Here is a 23,797-nt window from a genome sequence, read left to right on the forward strand (position 1 = left end):
CTCAGCGGACCGACCCGTCGTCGGCACGGGTGGGGCCCACCACGCTGGGCCGATGGGAGCGCGCTTCGCCTACGTCGACGCCCCCGGCGGTCAGCTCCACTACGCGGAGGACGGCGGTCGGGGCGCGGACAGCCCGGTGATCCTCCTGCTGCACCAGTGCCCCCGCTCGCTCGACGAGTTCCGCGAGCTGATGCCGCTGCTCGCGACCGACCACCGCGTGATCGCGATGGACATGCCGGGCTACGGCCAGAGCCACGGGCTCCCCGCGCCGCAGACGATCGAGGACTACGCCCGCGGTGCGCTGGACCTGCTCGACGCGCTCGCCGTCCCGCGCGCCACGGTGCTCGGCCACCACACCGGTGGCGCGGTCGCCCTCGAGGTCGCCGCGGCCGCGCCGGACCGCGTCGAGGCGGTCGTCCTCTCGTCCGCCCCGTGGGCCGACGAGGCCTTCCGGAACGCCCCGCGGACCGGCCCGGGCGTCGACGACGCGGACCGGGACGACGACGGGGGCCACCTCACGACCTGGTGGGCGCAGCGGGCGCCGCACTACCCTGCGCCGGTCTCCCCGCTGCTCGACCGCCTGGTGCGCGACGCCCTCGCGCCGGGCGTCGACCCGCGCGAAGGTCATCTCGCGTGCCGGCGCTACGCGATGGAGCGGCGCGCCCCCGAGGTCCGGGCACCGGCGCTGGTGCTCACGGGCGACGCCGACCCGTTCGCGCTGCCCGCCCTCGATCCCCTGGCCGACGCGCTCACGGGCGCGGCGTCGGTGTCCCGCGCGGTGATCCCCGGCGGGACGCTCGCGCTCATGGAACGGCACGCCGCCGAGGTCGCCGGCGAGGTCCGGCGGTTCCTGGGCGCCCGCAGGGGCTGTGACGGCCTTGACGGTGCCGTCCGGACCGGACGAGCGTGACGCCACCACCACGGTGAGGAGGACCCATGGCTGCACCCGCCGTGGACGCCCTGAACAAGCGGGCCGAGCCGGCCGAGCTGGAGGAGCCGGACGCCGGCTGCCCCAACTCGGTGCTCGGGAAGGCGCGCCTGATCCTCGGCGCGTTCGAGGCGGGTGCCTACCGGCTGCGCCTCACCGAGCTGAGCCGCCGCTCCGGCGTCGCGAAGGCGTCCTGCTACCGGATCGCGCAGGAGCTCGTGCAGTGGGGCCTGCTGGAGCGCGTCGGCGACTCCTACCAGCTCGGCCTCAAGATCTTCGAGCTCGGCCAGCGCGTGCCGATCTCCGCGGTGCTGCGCGTCGTGGCGCGCCCGCTGCTGGTCGACCTGTTCGCCGCCACCCGCGCCACCGTGCACCTCGCCGTCCTCGAGGGCTCGCACGTCCTCTACGTCGAGAAGGTCGCCGGCGAGGCCAACATCCTCACCCACTCCGAGGTCGGCGGCCGCCTCCCGGCGACGTGCACCGCCACCGGCAAGGTCCTGCTCGCCACCCGCCCCGAGGGCGAGACCGTCGTCGCGGGCCTCGCCCGGACCGGTGTCGCCCGTCCGACCTCGCGCAGCACACCGTCGACCGACGCCCTGCGCACCCAGCTCGTCGAGATCCGCAAGGCGGGGTTCGCCGTCGAGATCGAGGAGACGAAGGTCGGCTTCGGCAGCGTGGCCGTGCCGGTCGTCGCCGCCGACGGCACGGTCTCGGCCGCGGTGTCGACGACGCTCCCGGCCGCCCAGCTCTCCACCGCCCGCCTCGTGCCGGCGCTCCGGGCCACCGCGAACGGCATCGCCCGCGCCGTCGAGCGCCGGTTGCTCGAACGCGGCGGGACCGCCGACGAGCTCCCCGCGGTCCCCATCCACTGACGATCCGGCCCGAGCACGTCGCGCCCGCCAAGATCGCCGGGTGCGCCTCGCGAGCGCCGACCCGCCCCTCGCCTCCGCCCCGCACGACCGCGTGACAGTCACGGTGCGCATGCGATATGTCACGTAGGGTCGCCATCGATGTCGAGCACCAGCCAGCGACCGCTGCTCCGGCGCGGGTGGCGCCGGCGCCCACCCCGAGTCGCCGAGGCCGCCGCCGTGGCGCTCGGCGTGCACGAGGGCGACCGGGGCACGCCGGGCTACGTCCCCCGTGCCGCCGACGCCGACCTCGCCGCGCGGGTCGACCGCGGTCCCCTCGTCGTGGCCCACGGACCGCGGCTCGCCGGGACGAGCCGGGCGCTGGTGCACGCGGCGCGCTGCCGGCTGCCCGACCACCGGGTCGTGCGGTTCCCCGAGGCCGTGCGGTCCGACCCACGCCGACTGGTCGACGAGGCCACGACCTGGGTCGGACACTGCGACGGCGCCGTGCTCTGGCTCGACGACGCCCACCAGGCCCTGCTCGCCCGGATCGACAGTGATTTCCTCGCCACGGTGCCCGACGGTGTCCGGCTGCTCGTGACCGCGCGGCGGGCGGTCGTCGGGTCCGGCGCGCTCCCCCAGCCGGCCCGGGAGGCCCTCGCCGGCCACGCCGTCGCGATCGACCCGGACCCCGAGAACCCCGCCAGCCCTGACACCCCTGACAGCCCCGCACCCCGCGACCACCTCACCCTGCGGATGGCGCGCGCCCGGGCCCAGCTGCTCCCGGAGTACTGGCGCGTCCCGACGGTCGCGCTGCTGCGGGCCGCGATCGACTGGGACCGCCTCCAGGTCCCGTTCCCCCTCGGCCGCGACCTCCTGCGCCGGCTCGCGCTGCTGTACTGCAACGACTTCGGACCGATGCCGCTCGCGGAGCGCGACGCCGCCGTCGACGCCCTCCTCGAGTCCCTCGGTCGCGGCTGGATCACCGTCTCCACCCGCGACGGCCGGCCCCACCACCGTCCGCACCCGCTCCTGACCGCGGCCGCCGAGGACCCGGACGTCGGCTGGTCCCCGTCCGACGACGTGTGGCGGGTCTACGCGGACCTCCCCCCGACCGCCCTGGGGCCGGTCGCGCTGGCCGCCGGCCGGTCCTGATCACGGCTCCCGATCACGAGGCGCCGTCGAACCAGCCGGCCATCTCGAGGACCTGGAACGCGACGCGGGCCGACAGCAGCGTGTCCATGGCGACCGGGTCGCGGCCGGTGATCTCCCGGATGCGCCCGAGGCGGTAGCGCACGGTGTTCTCGTGGACGCCGAGGCAGGCCGCCGTCCGCTGCACGCGCGCCTCGGCGTCGACGAACGCGCGCCAGGTCGCCAGCAGCGAGCCGTCGGGCCCGTCGTGCTCGCGGACGGGCCGGACGAGCTCGTCGGCGAACCGCACGGCCTCCTTCACGCGCCCGCTCGCGACGACGACGCGGAACAGGCCGAGCTCGTCGACGGTGAGCACCCCGCGCGAGCGCCCGAAGGAGCGGGCGAGCTCCTCGACCTCCCGCAGCTCGCGGTGGGCGCGGGGGAAGTCCTCGGGCTCACGGCAGACCGCGGACACGACCGCGCCGCGCACGCGCACCCGCGGCGCGAGGGCGTCCGCGACGGCGGCGACGTGGTCGCGCACCTCGTCGGGACCGGCGGTCCCGGCCAGCCGCACGAGCAGCACGACCGCGCCGGGCAGGGTCGTGGCGGGCGGCTCGTCGGTGCCCAGGCGCGCGGCGAGGCCGGCGACGATGTGCCGGCGGGCCACCGAGGCGTGCAGGTCGGCGTCACCGCTCTCGACGGCGAGGCGCACGAGGACGTGGGGCTCGGCGAGGTCGACGCCGAACGGCACCCCGCGGCGGGCGAGCTGGGTGACGTCGCGGTGGTGGTGGAGCAGGTCGGAGAGGAAGTCGTCGCGGGCCTGGCCCTCGGCCTCGATCTGGCGGCGCTCGGAGAGGACCTGCAGGGCGAGGACGCCGGCGCCGCGCTCGGCGAGCTTGGTGTCGAGATCGGACAGCGACCGTCCCGCCTCCACGACCGTGAGGTAGCCGCTGGGGCGGCCCTCGACGATCAGCCGGCAGACCAGGTGGCGCCGGCCGAGCCCGGACGCCGAGGACGGGTCGACGACGGTGCTCGGGCGCGCCGCCGAGAGCCCGGCGAGGGTCGCGCGCAGGGCCGGGCGGGCACGGGCCCGTTCCCCGAGCGCCGGTGGCTCGGTGGCCCGCAGGCGCGCGGGGGCGGCCCAGGTGAGCAGCGCGAGGTCCTCGTCGAACAGCCCGACCGGCGACCCGGCGAGGTCGCTCAGCAGCCCGACCACCTCGCGGATGCCCGCGCCCTCGAGCACGGCGCCGGTGAGCTTGGCGTGGACGTCGGCGAGGTACTCCAGCGTGCGCTTCTGCCGGTCCAGTTCCTCGGCCTGCGCGGCGAGCCGCGAGGCCTGCAGTGCCTGGGTGATGACGAGGGCGGCGAGCCCGCCGAAGAGCTCGCCGAGGGCGATCTCGTCGTCGGTGTAGGTGTGCTCGCGGGCGACGTTGTCGACGAAGATCAGCCCGATGACGTCGCCGTCGAACACCAGCGGCACGCCCAGCATGGCGCGCACGCCCCAGTGCTCCATCGTGCGCCGGTGCGGCCGGGGGTCGTTGCGGACGTCGCTGATCAGCACCGGCGCGGCGCTGCGGATGACCTCCCAGCTGAAGGCGTCGCCGGGGATCCCGGCCTCCTGCGCCTGCACCGCCGCGCTGATGTTGCCGTCGTCGCCGCACCAGCCCGCCGCGCCGCGGAAGCGGTCGTCGTCCTGGCGCAGGTAGACCGAGCAGCGGCTCACGCCGAGCAGCTGGCAGAGCTTCTGCCCGACGAGGGCGAGGAGGTCCTCGAGGCGGGTCGCGGTGATCGCCTCGGTGGTGATCTCGGCGAAGGCGGCGATGACCTCCCGCTCGCGCGGGGTGCCGCCGGGCGGCTCCGGGCGTGCGGCAGCGAGAGCAGTCATCCCGGTACCGCCTCCCCGTCGACGCGCCCGCAGGCCGAGTCTGCCCTGCGGGACGCGCCGAACGGGAGGGGTCACACGCCTGCCGGCGTCTTGGTGCGCATCTTGTGCAGTGCGGGCACGACCTTCTCGCCGAAGAGCTTCATGCTCGCGTGCACCTTCTCGTAGGGCAGGCCCGCGTACGAGAACGCCAGGTTCGCCATGAAGTCGCCGACGGCGTCGCGGCGCTCCTCGTACTTCCCGATGATCTGCTCGGGCGTGCCGTAGACGTTGGCGTCGACGTACGCGCTCGCCGCCGTCTCCATGCCCGCCTCGCGGATCATGTCGGCGCCGACCTGATAGGCCTCGTAGCCCGGGGTCTCGCGCCAGTGCGAGCCGGCGAAGTCGTAGTGCTTGATCACCGACAGGAAGTACCGCGAGATGTACTCGTGCGCGACGGCCTTCGCCTCGTCCGGGTCCTCGTGGCAGTAGGTGAAGTCCTGCAGCAGCGGCGGGCCGGGCTCGCTGCCGTGGTGCTCGCGGTGCAGGCCCCGCCAGCGGTTGATCGCCTCGGCGTGGGTGCCGATGTCGTACTGCATGAAGGTCATCATCTGCACGGGCAGCGAGGCGATCGCCGGGATCGAGTCCGGCGACATCGCGACGCCGAACAGGCGACCCTCGAGCGAGCGGCTCGGTCCGGGACGGACCGCGGTGCGCGGCTGGTGGTAGTGGGCGCCGTCGTGCTCGACCAGGCCCTCGGCCAGGCCCTTGATGATCATCGGCGCGGCCTCGTCGAAGCGGCCCCGGGCCTCGCCCATGTCGGTGCGGAAGGCCTCGTACTCCATCTTGGCCAGGCCGCGGCCCATGCCGAACAGCGTCCGCCCGCCCGAGAGGTGGTCGAGCATGATGACCTTCTCGATCACGCGCAGCGGGTCGTTCCACGGCAGGATCACCGCGCCCGTGCCGAGCTTGATCCGCTCGGTGCGCCCGGCGAGGTAGCTCATGAGCTGCAGGTTGTCCGGGCACATCGAGTAGTCGTCGAAGTGGTGCTCCGCCGCCCACACCGAGTCGAACCCGTACTGCTCGGCGAGCACCCCGAGCTCGGTGTCCTGCACGAACACCTCGTCGTCGGTCTTGTCGGAGAACCAGTTCTGGAAGACGAGAAGGACGCCGACGTCCATGGATGTACCTCCTGGGGCAGAAAGATGGCGGCCGGTCAGCCGAGGAAGATCGCGCGGGCGTGCTCGGTGTCGAGGTACTCCTTGACGCGGCGGATGCGCCCGTCGGAGAGCTCGAAGACGAAGTGGTAGAGGTTGTTGTAGACGCGGCCGTTCGTGAGCTCGGCGTACGACTCGGTCTCCGCCGTGACGCGGTCGCCCTCGGCGGTCAGGGCCTTCGGCGTGAGACCGATGGCGCCGGTCGTCGAGAGCGTCGAGAGGCCGGCGAGCATCTCGCCGAAGGCCGCCTTGTCCTTCTCGCCCGAGATCCCCTCGATCGTGCCCGCGACCCACCACGTCGCGTCATCGGTGAGGTACCCGAGGATCGCGTCGACGTCGCCGCGGGAGAACACCTCCATGAACTCGGTGACGACCGCCTTGTTGGCGGCTTCCTTGCTCTGGGTCGCGGTGCTCATGGGTCGGACGCTAGGAACTCTCCCGCCGCGCACGGAACGTCGTCGCGTGGTGACGGTTGGAGTTCCGCACAAGACCTCGGTCACCCCGTCCCCCCGAACGTCGCCATCAGCCCGCCGTCGACCGGCACCACCGCGCCGGTCATGTAGGTCGCGCCGGCCACGCACACCACGACGTCGGCGATCTCCTCGGGGCTGCCGGTCCGCCCGGCGGGGATGGCGGCGACGACGCGGCGCCGCGCCGCCGTCGACAGGCCCGCGGTCATCGCCGTGTCGACGAAGCCCGGGACGACGAGGTTCACCCGCACCCCCGCCGGCGCGAGCTCCACCGCGAGCGACCGGGTCAGCCCCGCCAGCCCGGCCTTCGCCGCGGCGTAGGCGCTGTCGCCGGGAAAGCCGCGGAAGCCGACGACCGCCCCGACGTTGACGACGGCGGCGCCGGCCGCGAGGTTGGGCGCCGCGGCGTGGCAGACCTCGTAAGCGCCGGTGAGGTTGGTGGCGAGCACCTCGTCCCACCGGCGGCGCGCGAGGTCGGCGATGCGCCCACCGCGGTGGACCCCGGCGCAGTTGACCACGACGTCGACCCCGCCCAGGTGCTCCCGGGCCCGCGCCAGCGCCCCGGCCACCGCGTCGGTGTCGGTGACGTCGGTGGGGATCTCCAGGACGCGGTCGGACGCGTAGGGCTCCGCGGCGGGCGTGCGGGCCAGGACGGCGACGGCCCCGCCGCCCTTCGCGACCTGGTCGACGACCGCCCGCCCGATGCCCCGTGTGCCCCCGGTGACCAGCCACCCCCCGGTCACGGTCACCGGGCCGTCTTCTCACCTGTCGCAGCGAGGAACGTCCGCAGCTCGGCGAGGTAGGTGTCGCGGTCCTCGAGGTGCGGGGCGTGGCCGACGCCGTCGAACGCGACGAGGCGCGCGTCGGGGTAGAGGTCCATGGCGGCCTCGACGCCGGAGAACGCGACGAAGCCGTCGCTGCGGCCGTGCAGGGCCAGGACCGGGACCTCGAGCGTGCCGATCGTCTTGCGCTGGTCGATCGTCGCGAGGTCGCGCAGCGAGTCGTCGGCCCGCGGGCCGTTCTCGAGGAACATGCCCCACATCCAGTCGACGACGTCGCTGCTCACGGGCACCGCGCACACTGCCTGCGAGACGCCCTTGAAAGTCGTCGCGCGGTCGGCGGCGGCGCCCGCGAGGACGGCCTCGACGTCGTCGGGGGTGCCGCCGTGCGGCCAGTCCGGCGCGGCGGTGTAGCGCGGGGTCGCGCCGCCGGTGAGGACGAGCCCGCCCGCCGCGGAGCCCAGCCGCGCGACGGCGTCGACGGCCACCGCCCCGCCGAGCGACCACCCGTCGACCACCGGGCGCTGCAGGCCGAGGTGCTCGCACAGCCGCGCGACGTCGGCGCCCATCGCGGTGATCGAGACGTCCGCGAAGTCCTTGTCCGACCGTCCGCAGGCGCGGCAGTCGAGCAGCACGACCTCGTGCCCGTCCGCGAGCAGGGCGGGCGCCACCGTGTCCCAGGAGTGCGCCGTCAGACCCCACGCGTGCACCAGGACCACCGGTTGCCCCGTGCCGGCGTAGTGCTCGAAGTAGATCCGCCGGCCGTCCTCCACCTCGAGGTGTCCCACGTCGTCCTCCCGCTGCTGGTCCGTTCGTCGTACGTGAGCGAAATTCGGGGCTATAGCCGGGAATCTCGCTCACGTACGGCTGGTGCTCGCTGGAACCTAGGAACGGGCCGCGTCGACCCGGGAGGCGTCGGCGCCGGCGGCGTTGTGGGTTCCCCCAAGGGGCGCTCTCATGCCGGGGCCGTCGCCGGGGCCTCTGCCGGCGCCCGGAGCCGTTCCCGCACCGCCGGCGCCACCTGGGTCGCCAGCAGCTCGACCCGCCGCGACCCGTGGTCGACGGACTCGCCGGGCAGCTGCGCCCAGAAATGCACGTCGCGGATCTGGGGCCGCGCGCGCAGCATCGCGGTGAGCTCCTCGATCGCGGTCGCCGGGTCCCACAGGGCGAAGGCGCCGGCCCCGACGATCTGGTCCGGGTCGGCGAAGCGCGGCACCACGTCCGGCGGCCCGAACGCGCCCCACGTGATGTAGGTGTTGAGCTGCTCGAGCACCAGCGGGCCGATCTCGGCCCACTCGCGCTCGGGGTCCTCGGCGATCAGCGCCCACTGCCCGGCGTAGATACGGCCCTCGCTGCGCGGGCGGCCCTGGCGCTCGACCGCGTCGAGGTAGGTCTCGTGGTGGTGGTTCTGCGTGGAGAGGAACCCGTCGGCGATCCGCGCCACGCGCTCGATCGCCGGGTCCGCCATCGCGCCGACCAGCAGCTTCGGCGGCTGCTCGGGCACCGGCGTCACGGGCAGGCCCGGGAAGCGGTAGCGCGTGCCCTCGTAGGGCTCGCTCGAGCCGGACCAGGCGCGGCGGATCAGCTCGCAGCCCTCGGTGAGCAGGCTCGGGCGGTTCTTGATGTTCTTCCCGAACGCCGCGAACTCGCGCTCCCAGTAGCCCTGGCCGACGCCGAGGTCGAAGCGGCCGCCGGTGAGCAGCGAGACCGTCGCGGCGTCCTCGGCGAGGCGGATCGGGTCGTGCAGCGGCGAGACGATGAGGTTGGTGCCCACCCGCAGGCGCCGGGTCCGCTCGCCGATCGCGGCGGCGAGGGTGAACGGCGACGGCGTGTACCCGTCGTCGCAGAAGTGGTGCTCGGTGAGCCACGCCGAGTCCAGCCCGATCTCCTCGGCCCAGGCGATCTGGTCGAGCACCTGCCGGTAGAAGGTGCTGAACGGCCGGTCCGGCACCGGGTTGCGGAAGTCGTACCAGAGCCCGAACGCCACCTCGCGGTTCTCCATGCGCCGATGCTGGCGAGCACACCGTCGCCCGCGGGACCGTCCTCGCACCGCACCGTTGTGGACGTCTACAGGTCGCCGCGGTCAGCTCCCGGCCGCCGATCACCCCGTCACGGTCGCGGGCGCCGGGACCGCGGTCCGGACCGTCCGCAGGCCGAGGCCCCACAGCAGGGCGCCGACGAGGGCGATCGCCCCGGCCACCACGAGGGGCACGAGGAACGTCGACGTCGCCGTGGCGAGCACCCCGGTCACGATCGGGCCGAGGATGCCGCCGACGTTGCCCCAGAAGTTCACGTAGCCGGACGCGGATCCGGTGATCCCGAGGTCGTGGACGATGTCCTGGGCCGCCGCCCAGACCGCACCGTTGGCGAAGACGATGCCCGACGTCGAGATGCACAGGAACACGATCGCGCCGGCCGCGGAGTCGACCACGGCCGCGCCGACGATCGTGAGCGCCGCGACCATGCCGCTGACGAGGACCACCTTGCGGGCCGCGAGCGGCGCGACGCCCCGGCGCATCAGGCGGTCCGACAGGCGCCCGCCGAGCAGCCCGACCACGAACGCGCACGCCCACGGCAGGGACGTCGAGAACCCGGAGCCGAGCAGCGTGAACCCGCGGTCGGCGACGAGGTAGCCCGGCAGCCAGGAGACGAACGTGTAGAGGATGTACAGCAGGCAGAAGTACCCGCCGACGAGGAACCACACGTTGCGGCTGCGCAGCAGCGGGCGCCACGGCGCCGTCGCGGGGACGCCGGACTCCTGGGGCGACGGCGCGCTGTGGTCCTCCTCCGGGCGCGGCGCCCGGTAGAGCACCGCCCAGACCACCGCGATCACCAGCGAGAGGACCCCGGTCGCGACGAACGCGCTCTGCCAGCCGTGGACGGAGACGAGGTAGGCGAGCCCGGGCGGCCCGACCGCCGAGCCGAGCGCGACCCCCGAGATGAACATGCTGCTGCCGAGACCGCGCTCGCGCTGCGGGAGCCAGGTGGACAGGGTCTTGATCGAGGCCGGGGCGAAGGGCGCCTCCCCCACGCCGAGCAGCAGGCGGGGCGCGATGATCCCGCCGACCGAACGGGCCGTGGCGGTCAGCAGGCTCGCGACGCCCCACAGCGCGAGGATCACGGGGAAGATCACCCGGATCCGGATGCGGTCGACCACGAGCCCGGCGGGGATGGAGCAGAGCGTGTACGTCCAGGTGAAGCTGGACAGCACAAGACCGAGCACGGCCGCGGTGGTGCCGAACTCCTTGATCAGCACCGGTGTCGCGACCGACAGGTTGACGCGGTCGACGTAGGCGACGGCGGTGATGACGAGGACGCCTGTGGCGACGACCCACCGCCGCGGCGGCACGAGTGTTCTCGGCATGGGCGGGTGCTCCTTCGCGTCCGGTCGGTCGATGGAGGTCCGGGGCGATCCCGGGTCCGTTCAGGTCCCGCGGCGCTCGATCTCGGCCGCGCGGGCCAGCACGTCGTCGGCGAGCTTCACGTGGGCGGCGTCGACGAGCCGGCCGTCGAGCCCGGTGGCCCCGTGTCCCTCGCGCTCCGCCGCGCGGTAGGCCGCCGCGGCGCGCCGTGCCTCCGCGACCTCCTGGTCGGTCGGGGCGAAGACCCCGTTCGCGATCGGGATCTGATCGGGGTGGATCGCCCACTTGCCGTCGAACCCGAGCGCCGAGGCGCGCTGCGCCTCCCGCGTGTAGCCCTCCGGGTCGCGGTAGTCGGGGTAGGGCGCGTCGATCGCGAGCAGTCCGCCGAGGCGCGCCGCGACGGCGACCCGGCTCCGCGCGTGGTGCCAGAAGTCGCCCGGGTAGTCGACGGTCGGGACGAAGTTGGTGTCGACACGGGCGCCGAGCGAGACCGAGAAGTCGCCGGCCCCGAAGATCAGCGCGTCGAGCCGGTCGGACACGGTGGCGATCTCCTCGGCGTGCGCGAGGCCCGCGACGTCCTCGATGAGGACCTCGAGGCGGATCCTCCGCTCGCGGCGCAGCTTCGTCTCGAGCTGGGTGAGCAGGACGTCCACCCACCACACGTCCCGGGCGGCGGTCGCCTTCGGCACGATGATCGTGTCGAGGTGGTCGCCCGCGCGGGTGACCAGCTCGATGACGTCGTCGTGCGCCCACTCGGTGTCCACGCCGTTGATCCGCACCGCGCGCGTCGTCGCGCCCCAGTCGAGCTCGGTCAGCGCCGCGACGGCCTTCTCCCGCGCGGCCGGGCGCTCGGCGGGCGCGACGGCGTCCTCGAGGTCGAGGAACACGAGGTCGGCGCCGGACGCGGCGGCCTTCGCGATCATGCGCTCGTTGCTGGCGGGCGTGGCGAGCTCGCTGCGACGCACGAGCGGTCGGCGGCGGGCCACTCAGATCACCCCTCGGGTGCGCAGGTCGTCGATCTCGCCGGGGTCGAGGCCGATGCCGGCGAGCACCTCGTCGGTGTGCGCCCCGAGCGCGGGCCCGAGGTGGTCGATGCGGCCCGCCGCCCCCGACAGCCGGGGCACGGGCGCCTGGACGAGCAGGCTCCCGAGCTGGTCGTCGGGGACCCGGCGGAACACCTCGCGGGCGACCATCTGCTCGTCGGCGACCAGGTCGGTGACGTCGTAGACCGGCGCCGCGGCGATCTCGGCGGCCTCGAACACGGCCATCGCCTCGTCCAGCGGGCGCCCGGCGACCCAGTCCGCGACGACGGCGTCGACCTCGCCCGCGCGGGCCAGGCGGCGCTGGGGGTCGGAGAAGTCCGGGTGCTCGGCGAGGTCCGGGCGCCCGATCGCGCGGAACACCCGCAGCGCGACGGTCGGGGCGCTGCCCGACATGGCGATCCAGCGCTCGTCGGAGGTCCGGTAGGTGTTGCGCGGCGCGGAGATGTCCCACCGGTTGCCCGACCGGCGGGGCACGGTGCCGGTCGCGTCCCAGGTCAGGAGCGACTGCTCGAGGATCCGCGCGAGGGGGTCGAGGAGGTTGACGTCGACGAGGCGGCCCTCGCCGGCCTCGGTGTCGCGCTGGTACAGCGCCGCCATCACCGCGTACGCCGCGGTGAGCGAGGCGACGCCGTCGGCGAGCATGAACGCGGGCAGGGTGGGCGGGCCGTCGGGCTCGCCGGTGAGGTGCGCGAACCCGCTCATCGCCTCGCCGAGCGTGCCGAAGCCGGGGCGCTCCGCCTTCGGGCCCTCGAGCCCGAACCCGGTGACGTGGAGCATCACCACGCGGGGGTCCTGCTCGCGCAGGCGGGCGTAGTCGAGTCCCCAGCGCCGCAGCGTCGCCGGCCGCGTGTTGGCCACGACGACGTCGCAGCCGGCCGCGAGGCGGCGCGCGAGGTCCTGCCCGTCGGGGGTCCGCAGGTCGACGGTGACCGAGCGCTTGTTGCGGGAGACGCTCTTCCACATCAGCCCGACGCCGTCGCGCTGGGCGCCCCAGCCGCGGATCGCGTCGCCGACGCCCGGCGGCTCGAGCTTGATCACGTCGGCTCCCAGCTCGCCGAGGTAGGTGGCGGCGAGCGGGGCGGCGGCCAGCGAGGCCATGTCGAGCACCCGCAGGCCCGCGAGCGGCAGCGCGGTCACGCCGGGATCCGCGCCGGGTGGGGCAGGCCGAGGGTGTCGCGCAGCGTCGTGCCCGGATAGTCGCGCCGGAACACCCCGCGCCGGCGCAGTTCCGGCACGACCATCCGCGTCACGTCCTCGAACGCGCCGGGGAAGTGCGTGGCGGCGAGGACGAACCCGTCGCACGCCTCGCCGTCGAACCAGTCGTGCATCTCCTCGGCCACCTGCGACCCCGTGCCCACGAACCGCGGGCCCTGCAGCAGGGTCGCGCGGTGGGCGGCCAGGGTCCGCAGCGTGAGCGTCTCGCCGGCGGTGTGCCGACGAACGCCCTCGACGAGGCCCCGGATCCCGGAGACGCTCGCGATGAGGTCGTCGGTGATCTCGTCGTCGAGGCCGTGCCCGGAGAAGTCGTGGTTCAGCAGCTCGGAGAGCAGCGTCAGCGACGCCATCGGGTGCACGAGGCGGTCGAGGAAGATCTCCTCCTTCTCCTTGGCGATCGCCTCGGTCTCCCCCACGACCGCGTAGGCCATCGGCAGGATGCGCACGGCGTCGGGATCCCGGCCGAGATCGGCGATGCGGTCCTTCTGGTCGCGGTAGTGCTCGACCGCCACCTCGCGGCTCGGGTCGGCGGTGAAGATCAGCTCGGCCCACCGGGCGGCGAAGTCGCGCCCGCGGCCGGACGAGCCGGCCTGGAGGAGCACGGGGCGGCCCTGCGGCGAGCGCGGCACCGTGAGGGGCCCGCGGACGTCGAAGTACTCGCCGTGGTGGTGCAGCTCGTGGACCTTGGCGGGGTCGGCGAACACCCCGGACTCCCGGTCGCCCACCAGGGCGTCGTCCTCCCACGAGTCCCAGAGCCGGGCCACGACGTCGACGAACTCCTCGGCGCGGTCGTAGCGCTCGTCGTGCCCGAGGTGGGCCTCGACCCCGAAGTTGCGCGCCTCGGCGTCGTTCACGCTGGTCACGACGTTCCACGCGCACCGGCCCCGGGTCAGGTGGTCGAGCGTCGCGAAGGTCCGCGCGACGTGGAACGGCGGGTAGTACGTCGTCGAGTAGGTGGCGCCGAGCCCGAGGCGGTCGGTGGCCGCGGCGCACACGCCGAGCACGGCGGTGAGGTCGAGCTTGACCGGGCGGGCGCCGTAGCGGACCGCGTCGTCGGTCGCGTCGCCGTAGATCGCGGGCATCGCGAGCCGGTCGTCGAAGAACATGAGGTCGAACGTGCCGTCCTCGAGCGTGCGCGCGATCCGCTGGTAGTAGCGCAGGTCGAGGAAGTCGTCGCTCGCGGACGGGTACCGCCAGGAGCCCGAGTACACCGAGACGTTCGAGGCCTGCAGGAACGCCACGAGCGACATCTGGGACGGCCGGGCCATGGGGCCTCCTCACTGAAACCTGGTATATCAGGATCGTGTCGGCGTGGCCCGGGCCGCGTCAAGAGGTATCTGGTATTTCAGATACGAGGAGAGGAGAGTGATCCGCGTGACGACCCCGACCGGCGAGGCGGTCATCGACGACGGGCCCTGGGCGCTCGGCCGGCCTCGCGACGAGGGACGGCTGGGTGACACCGTGCGCGACCGCGTGGCGCGCGAGCTCCGCGACCGCGTGCTCACGGGCGCCTACGAGGCCGGTGCCCGTCTCGAGCTCGACGCCCTCGGGCTCGAGCTCGGCGTGAGCCGGACCCCGATCCGCGAGGCGTGCCTGGCCCTCGAGCACGAGGGGCTCGTCACCGTCGCCCCGCGCAGCGGGGTCACCGTCGTCGGCACGACCCCCCAGGAGGCGCTCGACAACTTCCGGCTGATGGCGCGGCTGTCGGGCTTCGCGGCCGAGCTCGCCGCCGACCGGCGCACCGACGACGAGCTCGCGGCCTTCGGCGCGGCGAGCGCCCGGATGCGCGACGAGGCCGCCGCGGGCCGACCGATCGCCGAGGCGAACTGGCGCTTCCACCGCGACGTCCACCGCGCCTGCCGCTCCCGGCGGGTGATCAGCCTGATCGCGCAGGCGGGTCGCAGCATCCCCCGCACGTTCCTCGAGATCTTCCCCGAGCACGTGCCCTGCGCCCTCGACGAGCACGACGAGCTGGTCGACGCGCTGCGCGCCGGCGACGGCGAGCGGGCCCGCCACGTCACCGAGCGCCACTACGCCGTGCCCGCCGAGCTCGTCAGCCGCCTGCTGGGCCCCGTGGGGTGACGCGGTCGTCAGGACCAACTGTGCAGTCCGAGATGAACAGTCCAGACTGACGAACTACAGTAGGCGGCGTGGCGGACACCCGGGAGCTCAGCGCGTCGTCGGTCCGCGCCGCGCACGAGGTGCGCGTGGCGGTCGGACGCCTGCGACGCCGCCTGCGCGAGTCGCACGACCGCGACGAGCTCACCCCGTCGCAGACCTCCCTGCTCAGCAGGCTCGACCGCGACGGTCCCCGCACGGCCAGCGAGCTCGCGGCGGCCGAGGGCGTGCGCCCGCAGTCGGTGGCCACGTCGGTCGGGGTCCTCGAGGAGCGCGGGTTCGTCACGCGCCGGCGCGACCCCGACGACGGCCGCCGCCAGACGATCTCGGTGTCACCCGCCGGGCGCGCGCTGCTCGACAGCACGCGCGCCGCGGGCGAGGAGTGGCTCGCCCGGGCGCTGCACGAGCGGCTCGACGAGGACGAGCGCGCCACCGTGATCGCCGCGATGGACCTGCTCGACCGGATCAGCAGCCGGTGAACGCCCCCGCCGTCCTCCAGCGGATGTCGCCGACGGCGGCCGCCGCACCGGACCGGTTCGACCGCCGGCTGATCGCGCCGATGATCCTCGGGGCGATCCTCAACCCGATCAATTCGTCGATGATCGCGGTCGCCCTGATCCCGATCGGCATCGCGCTGGGCGCCCCGCCCGCGGAGACCGCGTGGCTGGTCTCGGGGCTCTACCTGGCCACCGCGATCGGCCAGCCGGTGGTCGGCAGGCTCGTCGATCTCTGCGGCGCGCGGCGGCTGTTCCTCGTCGGCGCGACGCTGATCGGCGTCGGCGGGCTGCTCGGCGCGCTGGCGCCGTCGATCGGGGTGCTCGTGCTCTCCCGGGTGCTGCTCGGGCTCGGGACGTGCTCGGGCTACCCGGCGGCGATGACGCTGATCCGCGGCGAGGCCGACCGGACCGGCCACGACAGCCCCGCGGGCATCCTCACCGTGCTGGCCGTGTCGACGCAGACGGTCGCGGTGATCGGCCCGACGCTGGGCGGCTTCCTCATCGGTGTCGGCGGCTGGCGCGCGACGTTCACGGTCAACGTGCCGCTCGCGCTGGCGTGCCTGGTGCTCGGCGCGCTGTACCTGCCGCGGACCCCGATCACCGGCGCGACGGGGGTCCGGGCGGTCGCCCGGGCCGTCGACCCCGTCGGCATCGCCCTGTTCGTCGCCACCCTGGTGACGCTGCTGCTCTTCCTCACGCACCTGTCGCCCGGGCTGTGGTGGCTGATGGCGGTCACGGTGGCCGCCGGCGTGGCGCTCGCGTGGTGGGAGCTGCGCACGCCGCGCCCGTTCCTCGACCTGCGCGTGCTCGGCGGCAACCTCCCGCTGCTCGCGACCTTCGCCCGCGCCCTGCTCGCGGCGATCACGTCGTACGCCCTGCTCTACGGCTACACGCAGTGGCTCGAGGAGGGTCGCGGGCTCTCGCCGCAGGTCGCGGGCCTCGTGCTGCTGCCGATCTTCGGGGGCGGCATCGTCGTCTCCCTGCTGACGGGCCGCCGCACCGAGATCCGCGGCAAGCTCGTTGCCGGCGCGTTCTCCCAGGTCCTCGTCGCCGTGCTGCTGCTGTTCGTCGACGCCGGGAGCGCGATCTGGTTCCTGCTCGTCCTCGCGGTCGTCGCGGGCGTGCCGCAGGGCCTGAACAACCTCGCGAACCAGAACGCGGTCTACTTCCAGGCCGACCCGGAGCGGCTCGGCTCGTCGGCGGGGCTGATGCGCACGTTCTTCTACCTCGGCGCGATCACGGCGTCGGCCACCAACGGCATCGTGTTCCGCGACGGCGCGACGACCCCGGGCGTGCACGAGCTCGCGATCGTCATGCTCGTCGCGTCCGGCCTGTTCCTCGTGCTCACCCTCGCGGACCGCTCGCTGGCCCGCGTCCGGGCGCCCGGGTCCTGACGGTCAGGACGCGCGGCTGGTCTCGCGCGGGCGCAGGTAGATCAGGCGCGGGGCGGGCGGCGTGGGCGGGTCGTCGTCGACGGGACGGCGGGCGGCCGGGACCTCGGGCGGCTCGGGTGTCTCGTGGGCCGGGACGTTCATCCGCTCCTCGAGCAGCACGATCATCTGCTGGGTGCGGCGCACGAGGTCGGGGTCGTCGGCGCGGTCGAGCGCCGCGGACAGCCAGTTCACCGCGCCGCGGTCCCAGCGCCCCGGCTCCGGCGCGTGCGCGGCCGAGCGCTCCGCGAGCGTGACGCCGAGGCGGTGGAGCGCGGCGGGCTCGAGGTCGTCGGGCGAGACCTGGGTGGCGAGCCACAGGGCCACCTGGTCGTCGCCGCGGGCCAGCGCGACGCGGGCGACGCGCGCCCGGTCCGCGGCGTCGAGGCGGAACCACAGGTCGCGGGCGAGCTCCTCCGGCACGGCCCAGCCCGCCGGATCGGTGTCGGCGAGGTGGGAGAAGACGCGGTCGGAGGCCAGGCGAGTCCCGCCGCCCGCGGCCGGCACCTTGCGCAGCAGGCGGACGCCGCCGTGGTCGGAGGTCACGAGCTCGCGCACGGCCCGCCGCAGCTCGCCGGGGCTCATCGCGGGCGCGCCGAGCGCGGTGAGGTGGATCGGCGCGACCTCGGTGAGCAGCGCCGGGGTCAGCGGGAGGGGGACGCCGAGACGGTCCCAGTCGACGGCGGTGCGCAGCAGCCCGAGCGGGACGAGCCACGAGGAGCCGATCGGGTCGAGGATCGCGTGCGCCTTCACGAGCGGGCGGACACGCTCACCGAACGGGCGCCCGTCGCCCGCGGCCGGGACGGTCACCAGCGCGTCGTCGAGCAACGTCCGCGTCGCCGGCGCCAGGAAGGCGTCCAGGTAGGTCCGCCGGGTCGTGACCACGAGCCGCACGGCGTCGTCGAGCGCGCCGAGGACGCCGGGCGTGAGCTGGTCGAGCAGCGCGGGCGGCGCGTCGTCGGCGAGCACCACCACGGGCCCCGACCGCACGGCCGTGAGACCGGCCTGCTGCAGCGCCGCGGCCAGGTCGACGGTGTGCGGGTCGACGACCGGCAGGAGCAGCCGGTCGCCGAGCATGCGGCGCAACGCGCGGTGCACTGCCCGTGACGTCCCGGCCAGTCGATCCCCGGTGACGACCAGCAGGGGGCGGTCCGTCCCCAGCGCGTCGACCAGCACGTCGTCCACGGGACGCGGCGTGTACGGCCCGTCCGCCTGGTCGTCGTGCACCCCGGCGATCTCCGGGCCCGCCTCCGCCGTCCTGGGCGTGCTCGCCCCGAACGGCGAACCGCCGCGCCGATTCTGCCCCCGCGCCATCCACGTAGTGTCACGAGAACTCGATCGAGGGACCAGGGAGCGAAGGTCATCTCACCCGTTTGCGCGGCGTGTCACCACGTCGATCGGACAGATCGAGGTGTAGCGGAGCTCAGCTCCCGATGGCGATGTCGGCGTGTCCGTCCGCCTGCTCCGCGGTGAAGACGACGCCGGCGCGCTGGCCGACCACGACACGGTACGAGTCCGACGCCTCGGCGGAGACGCTGTAGGAGAACTGGCAGGCGTTGCCGTATCCGTAGGAGCTCGATCCGGACGACGTGACGATCCCGGACCCCAGGGTCCCCTGCCCCACCTGGGCGCCCTTGTCGTCGTAGACGAGGACCGATCGCCCGGGCTCGAGGTCGCTGTAGAGGCCCAGGCCGGTGCACGGAGTGCCGAGCGTCAGGTAGTTGCTCGCGTAGAAGGTGACCGTTCCGCTGACCGTCGTCGCGGGCGCGAGGACCGTCCCGAACAGACCCAGCACGACGACCACGGCGGCGACGGCGCCGAGGACCCACGGCCAGCGCGGGCGGCGGGCGGGCGGGGCGATGCCGGGGTACATCAGCATGCCGCCGGTGCCCGGCCCGCCGAGGCCGGCGGGCGGCGGACCCCACGGCGCGGACGGGGCGGGGGCCGTCGTGACCATCGGCGGACCCGGCCAGGACATCGTGGGACGGGCCGGAGCGGCCGGGCCTGTGGGCACCGGTCCGCGCCGGAACCGCACCGTCGTCGCGTCGTCGATCATGGGGACCCCCGCGTCCTCCGCCTGCGCCGAATGTGCAGGTCATGCCGCCTCTCTCGGCGCAACGGACTGCGCCGTTACGCCGGTAACTCGTGAGGATGAACGCCGTAACGACGCCGGTGGCGGGCGGCGATGCGAGGCATGTCGGGCCACAGTGGCCCGCGCCTCGTCGGGGGGATTCGATGATCACGTGCCGCTGCGGAGCGCCGCTCGCACCATCTGCCACGGGCTGCCCACGTTGCGGCGCGCGGCCGCTGGGTTCGCGGCCCCCGGGCCTGCGTCCGGTGGCGGCCCCGGGCGCTGTCGCGACGATGGTCCGGCCGACGCCGGCCGGCGCCCCCGTGCGGACCCGGGGGCCCGCCCCGGTGGCGACGCCGATGCCGTCCCCGATGCCGTCCCCGATGCCGTCCCCGATGCCGGGCCCGATGCCGTCCCCGATGCCGGGCCCGATGCGGGCTCCGATGCCGTCCGACATCCCGGCTCGCGTCGCCGCCCGCGCGGCCGCTCCCGTCGTCGCACCCGTGGCGCCCGTCCCCGGACCGGCGCACCGCTCCGGGACGCCGACCTGGATGGGGTGGACGGTCGCCGTGGCCGGCCTGCTCGTCGCCGGCCTGCTCGTCGCGGTCGGGGTCCTGGTGCTGCGCCCGACGACGGTAACCGTCGCGGCGCCCGCCCCCGTCTCCACCACGACCACGCGCACCGTGGTCCCGACCGTGACCGGTGGCCCGGGTGACCTCAGCGGCTACCGCAGCTCGACCGACACCGAGGCGACGAGTACCTCCCTGCTCTCGGAGGCGACCGACGCGAACCGCGGACAGGTCGAGGCGCTCGTCGGGAGCTGGGTGCCGCAGCTGTCGTCGAAGCGGGTCGGCACGGTCGCCGACGGCATCACCTACGACAGCACCGACATCCTGAGCCACTACAACCAGCTGTCCGACCGCTACGGGCCCGTCCTGCTCCTCGACTCCACCGACTGGCCGGTGTTCCGCGAGGGCGGGTACTGGGTGGTCGTCGCCGCGCAGCCCTTCGCCACCGCCGACCAGGCGAACGCGTGGTGCAGCGCGCAGGGCCTGAGCGCCGACGACTGCTTCGCCAAGCGCCTCGCGCACACGGGCAGCTCCGCCGACAACACCGAGCCCCGGGGCTGAGGGCGACCATGACCGTCACCTACTCCGCTCCCCGGCACCACGCCGCGGCGCCCCCGTCCGCCCTGCCCGACCTCGCCACGCTGATCCCCTGGCGAGCGTGGCTGCACCACCCGGCCCTGCGCACCGGCCCGGTCGCGCTGGTCGTAGCGCTCATGGTCGTGCCGCCGGTCGGGTTCCTGCTCGTCCAGGACCACCGGCTCGAGCAGGCCGTGGTCCTCTTCGCCGGTTACTTCGCCGCCGCCTGGTGGCTCCTGTTCCGCACCGTGCTCCGGCCGGTCTCTCCCGGCTCCGCCGTCGCGACGGCTCTGGTGCTCCTGGCGCTGTTCACGCAGGCACCCCTCGCGATCTTCCTCGAGGAGCTGCTCGACGCCGACACAGAGAACCTGTTCGCCGGCATCTTCACCGTCGGCGTGCCCGAGGAACTGGTCAAGGCGCTCCCCGTCGCCGCCATCGTGCTGGCGCTGCGCTCACGGGGGCGGCTGATGGCGCCGCGGGACGTGCTCTTTCTCGGCGTCGTCAGCGGCGCCGTCTTCGGCGCCGCCGAGGCGATCCACTACGTGCTCGACTACTACGCCGGCGTCAGCGGGCGGGTCGAGGCGCTGGAGATGCTCTGGCGGCTCACCTACAACCCCGCCATCCACGGCGCGTGGGCCGGGATCACCGCGTACTTCCTCGGCCTCGCCGCGCGTCGGGACCCGTCGCAGTGGGCGGCGCTGGCCGGTCTCGGCCTCGGGATCGCCGCGGTGCTGCACGGGTTCAGCAACTGGGTGTCCGGCACCTGGCTGTGGATCATCGTGGCCGGGGTCAGCGCGCTCCTGCTCCTCGCCTACTCGACCGTCGGCGTCCCGTCCGCTCAGGTCACCCCGCCGCCGCCCGCCGACCCCGACCCGCCGACGGCGCCGATCGCCTTCCGCGGCCCCGACGGCGGGTGGTGGGCCTGACCCGGTTCCCGGCTCAGGCCTCCGCCTGCTCGCGGGCGAGGGCGACGAACGCGGTCGCCGCCGGGCCGAGCGTGTCGTCATCCCGGCGCAGGACGAGGTAGAGGCACCGTTCGATCGGGTCGCCCGCCACGCGGGCGGTGCGCACCTCGGGGCGGCCGTGCCGTGCGAGGGCCCACGAGCTGACGACGCCGACGCCCTCGCCGGCGGCCACCGCCTCGATCAGGCCCTCGTTGGTGTCGCGGATCGTCCAGCGCTGGTCGGTGATCAGCGGCGTCCCCCGCGCGGCAAGGGCGTCGGTGAACGAGCGGCGCGTCCCCGAACCCTCCTCGCGCTCGACCAGCGGCGTCGCGGCGAGCGCCGCGACCGTCACCGGCTCGTCGCCGTCGAGCGCGTGGCCGCGGGGGACGGCGAGGACGATCTCGTCGGCGCCGACCACCATCGCGTCGAGGTCGTCGCCGTCGGGCTCGGCGCCGGCGAAACCGACGTCCGCGCTGCCGTCGCGCAGCGCCGCGAAGACGCCGGCGGAGTCCGTCACGACGGTGTCGACGGTGTACGCGGGCTGGTCGGCGGTGAACTCCTCGGCCAGCTCCGGCACGAGGAACTCCCCCGGGATGCTGCTCGCCGTCACGGCGACGACGGTGGCCGCGGCGTCGGGGTCGTCGAGGTCCGTCGCGGCGTCGAGGTCGACGTCGTCGGGCGCGGTCATGGTGTCCTCCCTCGGACGGATCGGTCATCGGCTCCGGCCGTCCGCGCAGCGACGTACCCACCGCACGGCGACAACCCACGCGCGGATCGGCCGGACAGCGACGAGGCGGGCGTCACCCGAACGGGAAGGACCTGCCGCTATGCCTGGTCAGACCGCTCGCCAGCCTCCGCGACCGCGTGCGCTGCGCGCACGTGAGCAGTTCGGCGTGCTGGGGCACTCCGAAGTGCTCACAGGTGGCGGAGCCGCACCTACCCCGCCCACGTCTCGTAGAAGCGCACCTCGGCGCCGCCGGGGGCCATGCGGAAGAACTCCCACCCCGCGACCGAGGCGCCGGCGGTGGCGAAGCGCGGGTCGGACAGCGAGCGCATCGTCCCGTCGGGCAGGGCGAGGACGGCGGTGTCGCCACGGTGGGCGACATCCACGCGCAGCGGCCGCCCGTCCTGCGGCAGGGGCGCCGTGAAGGCGTCGCTCGCGACCTCCTGCAGGCGCTCGTCGACCAGCACGCCCGCGGTCCAGCGCTGGGGCGTGATCGCGAGGTGGATGTGCCCGGAGCCGGCAGGACGCCCGTCGAGGGCGAGGAGCGCCAGCGCGCCGTAGCCGTCGCCCGGCCCGAAGCCGAACACGGCGCCGAGACGGTCGATGCGTCCCACGACGCCGGTGAGGTCCTGAAAGACGTAGGTGGCGGCGGCCGCGGGCGGCAGGTGCCCGACGAGCGCGCCGCCGGCGATCGACGGCGGCGGGGTGCCCGCGGGCTGCTGGACGGTGCGCAGCGGCACGCCCTCGTCGCCGCTGGTCGGCAGGGCACCGGCGGGACGCGCCGACCACCGCGTGCCGACCCGCAGCGGGATCTCGGGGAACGACGTCGCCGCGGTGGCCGTCGCGCGGTCTCCGCAGCCGGCGAGACCGAGGCCGACGGCACCGAGTCCGATCGCGGCGAGGACGCTGCGACGGGTCGGCACGGCGTTCATGGTGCAGCCGTCCGCCATCGGACCCGCGCCCACCCCCGCCTCGCAGTCGTGGCGGATTTCCTGATGCTGAACGTCAGCGTGGACGCCACTCTGGCAACCCGGGCGACCACTCCAGGACGAACGCGGCGAGGCGGTGGGGACGGAGCGGGCGGGACCCGTACTCGCCGGAACTCGCCCGGAGCACGACCGTTGATCTCATGGCGGGGCGGCGTTGTCCGCGGGTGGCCGGCACGCTCGCACCGGCTCGTTCGCCTCCCTCGGCTCCTCCGCCGACGCATCAACGGTTCTCGCGGGGGTTCTCTGACCCAAGCGCGGTCGACGACCGTGCGATGACGTCGGGGGCGCCCCGGGTCCACCTCGTGGACCCGGGGCGTTCGTCTGTCCGGACCCCAGATGCGCGAGTGATCCCTCCAGGTGCTCCGTCCACCCCATGTCATCGGGTCACAGGAGCACCCGGGCGGATCATGGTTTCCCGCCGCGCGAGGTACTCCGTCTCGAGCGCCGTCCCCACCGATCGCGAGACAGCGCAGCAACGATCGTGGAATCGAGAGGTGTGAACGCGCTCACCCGGGCAACCCTGCCTCTACGCCGAACAGCCCAGCGTCACCCCGACCTCGCTGGGCGGACGGAGGTGCTCCGTGGGACGCCACACCCGACCCGAGCCGGAGGGCATGGCCGACGCGGCCGACGCGACCGCCGACGGCCACCGCCGGATCGCGATGGCCATCCGCCACACGATCCCGGCACCCACACCCGCCGGACCGACACCCGGCCTCGACGCGACGACGCTGTCGATCCGCCCGGTGGCGCCCGCGTCGCGCCTCGCGGCGGCACCGGCGCCGGACGCCGTGGTGATCACCCCGCCCGTCCCGGCTGCCGGCCCGCCGTCCCGGCTGTCGTGGGGCGCACGCCGCACGGCGCGGCGCGAGCAGGAGGCGAAGGCCGCGCTCGCGGCCCAGCTCTCGCGCGCCCAGCGCCGGAGCCGGCAGGTCGCGGCGTTCGCGTCCGTGCCGACGCCGCGGAGTCCCTCGGGGATCGAGGCCCCGGTCGACGCGGCCCGCCCGCCGTGGACCGCGGGCTGA

The 23,797-nt window shown here is 74.6% G+C and carries 23 protein-coding genes; 9 read left to right on the plus strand and 14 right to left on the minus strand.

Features of this window, described 5'->3' with window-relative positions; all coding sequences use genetic code 11:
- The first annotated feature begins 52 nt into the window (after window positions 1–52).
- From QSK03_RS15485 to QSK03_RS15495, 3 genes are all read left to right on the plus strand, one after another.
- Entirely contained in the window at window positions 53–910 is an 858-nt protein-coding gene (locus tag QSK03_RS15485; RefSeq protein WP_285653664.1) for an alpha/beta fold hydrolase, read from the plus strand.
- A gap of 26 nt (window positions 911–936) precedes the next feature.
- Window positions 937–1,800: an IclR family transcriptional regulator gene (locus tag QSK03_RS15490; protein ID WP_285653665.1), complete on the plus strand. Its 864-nt coding sequence runs from the start codon at window positions 937–939 to the stop codon at window positions 1,798–1,800.
- Between the two features lie 138 nt (window positions 1,801–1,938).
- Window positions 1,939–2,931, plus strand: a complete 993-nt coding sequence (locus QSK03_RS15495; protein WP_285653668.1) for a hypothetical protein — start codon at window positions 1,939–1,941, stop codon at window positions 2,929–2,931.
- A gap of 13 nt (window positions 2,932–2,944) precedes the next feature.
- Here QSK03_RS15495 and QSK03_RS15500 read toward each other — a convergent pair whose 3' ends face one another.
- The 10 genes from QSK03_RS15500 to QSK03_RS15545 all read right to left on the minus strand — a co-directional run bounded on the left by QSK03_RS15500 (window position 2,945) and on the right by QSK03_RS15545 (window position 14,122).
- A complete protein-coding gene (locus QSK03_RS15500) occupies window positions 2,945–4,792 on the minus strand; it encodes a GAF domain-containing protein (protein WP_285653670.1) in 1,848 nt (615 codons plus the stop codon).
- 71 nt (window positions 4,793–4,863) lie between these two features.
- On the minus strand, window positions 4,864–5,949 hold the full coding sequence (locus tag QSK03_RS15505; protein WP_285653672.1) for an LLM class flavin-dependent oxidoreductase: 1,086 nt from the start codon (window positions 5,947–5,949) through the stop codon (window positions 4,864–4,866).
- Between the two features lie 35 nt (window positions 5,950–5,984).
- On the minus strand, window positions 5,985–6,401 hold the full coding sequence (locus tag QSK03_RS15510; protein WP_285653674.1) for a nuclear transport factor 2 family protein: 417 nt from the start codon (window positions 6,399–6,401) through the stop codon (window positions 5,985–5,987).
- 80 nt (window positions 6,402–6,481) lie between these two features.
- On the minus strand, window positions 6,482–7,204 hold the full coding sequence (locus QSK03_RS15515; protein WP_285653676.1) for an SDR family NAD(P)-dependent oxidoreductase: 723 nt from the start codon (window positions 7,202–7,204) through the stop codon (window positions 6,482–6,484).
- Window positions 7,201–8,022 (minus strand): alpha/beta fold hydrolase, encoded by an 822-nt coding sequence (locus QSK03_RS15520; RefSeq protein ID WP_285653678.1) that lies wholly within the window; start codon window positions 8,020–8,022, stop codon window positions 7,201–7,203. The genes QSK03_RS15515 and QSK03_RS15520 overlap by 4 nt, the downstream gene beginning before the upstream one ends.
- 167 nt (window positions 8,023–8,189) lie before the next feature.
- Window positions 8,190–9,236 (minus strand): LLM class flavin-dependent oxidoreductase, encoded by a 1,047-nt coding sequence (locus QSK03_RS15525; RefSeq protein WP_285653680.1) that lies wholly within the window; start codon window positions 9,234–9,236, stop codon window positions 8,190–8,192.
- Between the two features lie 99 nt (window positions 9,237–9,335).
- The gene (locus tag QSK03_RS15530; RefSeq protein WP_285653682.1) at window positions 9,336–10,598 is read right to left on the minus strand and encodes an MFS transporter; all 1,263 of its coding nucleotides are present in this window, start codon (window positions 10,596–10,598) and stop codon (window positions 9,336–9,338) included.
- Between the two features lie 60 nt (window positions 10,599–10,658).
- Window positions 10,659–11,582: an HpcH/HpaI aldolase/citrate lyase family protein gene (locus QSK03_RS15535; protein WP_285653684.1), complete on the minus strand. Its 924-nt coding sequence runs from the start codon at window positions 11,580–11,582 to the stop codon at window positions 10,659–10,661.
- Window positions 11,583–12,776: a CaiB/BaiF CoA transferase family protein gene (locus QSK03_RS15540; protein WP_285653686.1), complete on the minus strand. Its 1,194-nt coding sequence runs from the start codon at window positions 12,774–12,776 to the stop codon at window positions 11,583–11,585.
- Window positions 12,773–14,122 carry an LLM class flavin-dependent oxidoreductase gene (locus QSK03_RS15545; protein WP_285653688.1) on the minus strand — a complete coding sequence of 450 codons (1,350 nt, stop codon included), beginning with the start codon at window positions 14,120–14,122 and terminating at the stop codon, window positions 12,773–12,775. Before QSK03_RS15545 ends, QSK03_RS15540 begins: the two co-directional genes overlap by 4 nt.
- 106 nt (window positions 14,123–14,228) lie before the next feature.
- Here QSK03_RS15545 and QSK03_RS15550 point away from each other — a divergent pair, with 106 nt between their 5' ends.
- The 3 genes from QSK03_RS15550 (at window position 14,229) to QSK03_RS15560 (ending at window position 16,863) form a co-directional block, all read left to right on the plus strand.
- Window positions 14,229–14,936, plus strand: coding sequence for a GntR family transcriptional regulator (locus tag QSK03_RS15550; protein ID WP_285653690.1), 708 nt, complete (start codon window positions 14,229–14,231; stop codon window positions 14,934–14,936).
- Window positions 14,937–15,004: 68 nt separating this feature from the next.
- Entirely contained in the window at window positions 15,005–15,451 is a 447-nt protein-coding gene (locus tag QSK03_RS15555) for a MarR family winged helix-turn-helix transcriptional regulator (RefSeq protein WP_285653692.1), read from the plus strand.
- Window positions 15,448–16,863, plus strand: a complete 1,416-nt coding sequence (locus QSK03_RS15560; RefSeq protein WP_285653694.1) for an MFS transporter — start codon at window positions 15,448–15,450, stop codon at window positions 16,861–16,863. Before QSK03_RS15555 ends, QSK03_RS15560 begins: the two co-directional genes overlap by 4 nt.
- A 3-nt stretch (window positions 16,864–16,866) precedes the next feature.
- On the opposite strand, the gene QSK03_RS15565 is transcribed toward QSK03_RS15560, so the two are convergent.
- Window positions 16,867–18,213 carry a hypothetical protein gene (locus tag QSK03_RS15565; RefSeq protein ID WP_285653696.1) on the minus strand — a complete coding sequence of 449 codons (1,347 nt, stop codon included), beginning with the start codon at window positions 18,211–18,213 and terminating at the stop codon, window positions 16,867–16,869.
- A 109-nt stretch (window positions 18,214–18,322) separates the two neighbouring features.
- Window positions 18,323–18,856 carry a hypothetical protein gene (locus tag QSK03_RS15570; protein WP_285653698.1) on the minus strand — a complete coding sequence of 178 codons (534 nt, stop codon included), beginning with the start codon at window positions 18,854–18,856 and terminating at the stop codon, window positions 18,323–18,325.
- Window positions 18,857–19,401: 545 nt separating this feature from the next.
- Here QSK03_RS15570 and QSK03_RS15575 point away from each other — a divergent pair.
- Window positions 19,402–20,100 carry a hypothetical protein gene (locus QSK03_RS15575; RefSeq protein WP_285653699.1) on the plus strand — a complete coding sequence of 233 codons (699 nt, stop codon included), beginning with the start codon at window positions 19,402–19,404 and terminating at the stop codon, window positions 20,098–20,100.
- Between the two features lie 8 nt (window positions 20,101–20,108).
- Window positions 20,109–21,041 carry a PrsW family glutamic-type intramembrane protease gene (locus QSK03_RS15580; protein WP_285653701.1) on the plus strand — a complete coding sequence of 311 codons (933 nt, stop codon included), beginning with the start codon at window positions 20,109–20,111 and terminating at the stop codon, window positions 21,039–21,041.
- A 13-nt stretch (window positions 21,042–21,054) separates the two neighbouring features.
- On the opposite strand, the gene QSK03_RS15585 is transcribed toward QSK03_RS15580, so the two are convergent.
- Together QSK03_RS15585 and QSK03_RS15590 are read right to left on the minus strand one after the other, a co-directional pair.
- The gene (locus tag QSK03_RS15585; RefSeq protein ID WP_285653703.1) at window positions 21,055–21,747 is read right to left on the minus strand and encodes a LysR substrate-binding domain-containing protein; all 693 of its coding nucleotides are present in this window, start codon (window positions 21,745–21,747) and stop codon (window positions 21,055–21,057) included.
- A 248-nt stretch (window positions 21,748–21,995) separates the two neighbouring features.
- Window positions 21,996–22,706: a hypothetical protein gene (locus QSK03_RS15590; protein WP_285653705.1), complete on the minus strand. Its 711-nt coding sequence runs from the start codon at window positions 22,704–22,706 to the stop codon at window positions 21,996–21,998.
- A 647-nt stretch (window positions 22,707–23,353) separates the two neighbouring features.
- On the opposite strand from QSK03_RS15590, the gene QSK03_RS15595 reads away from it, so the two are divergent.
- Window positions 23,354–23,797, plus strand: coding sequence for a hypothetical protein (locus QSK03_RS15595; RefSeq protein ID WP_285653707.1), 444 nt, complete (start codon window positions 23,354–23,356; stop codon window positions 23,795–23,797).

The organism is Actinomycetospora sp. NBRC 106375 (assembly GCF_030269665.1).
In the GTDB taxonomy this organism is placed as follows: domain Bacteria; phylum Actinomycetota; class Actinomycetes; order Mycobacteriales; family Pseudonocardiaceae; genus Actinomycetospora.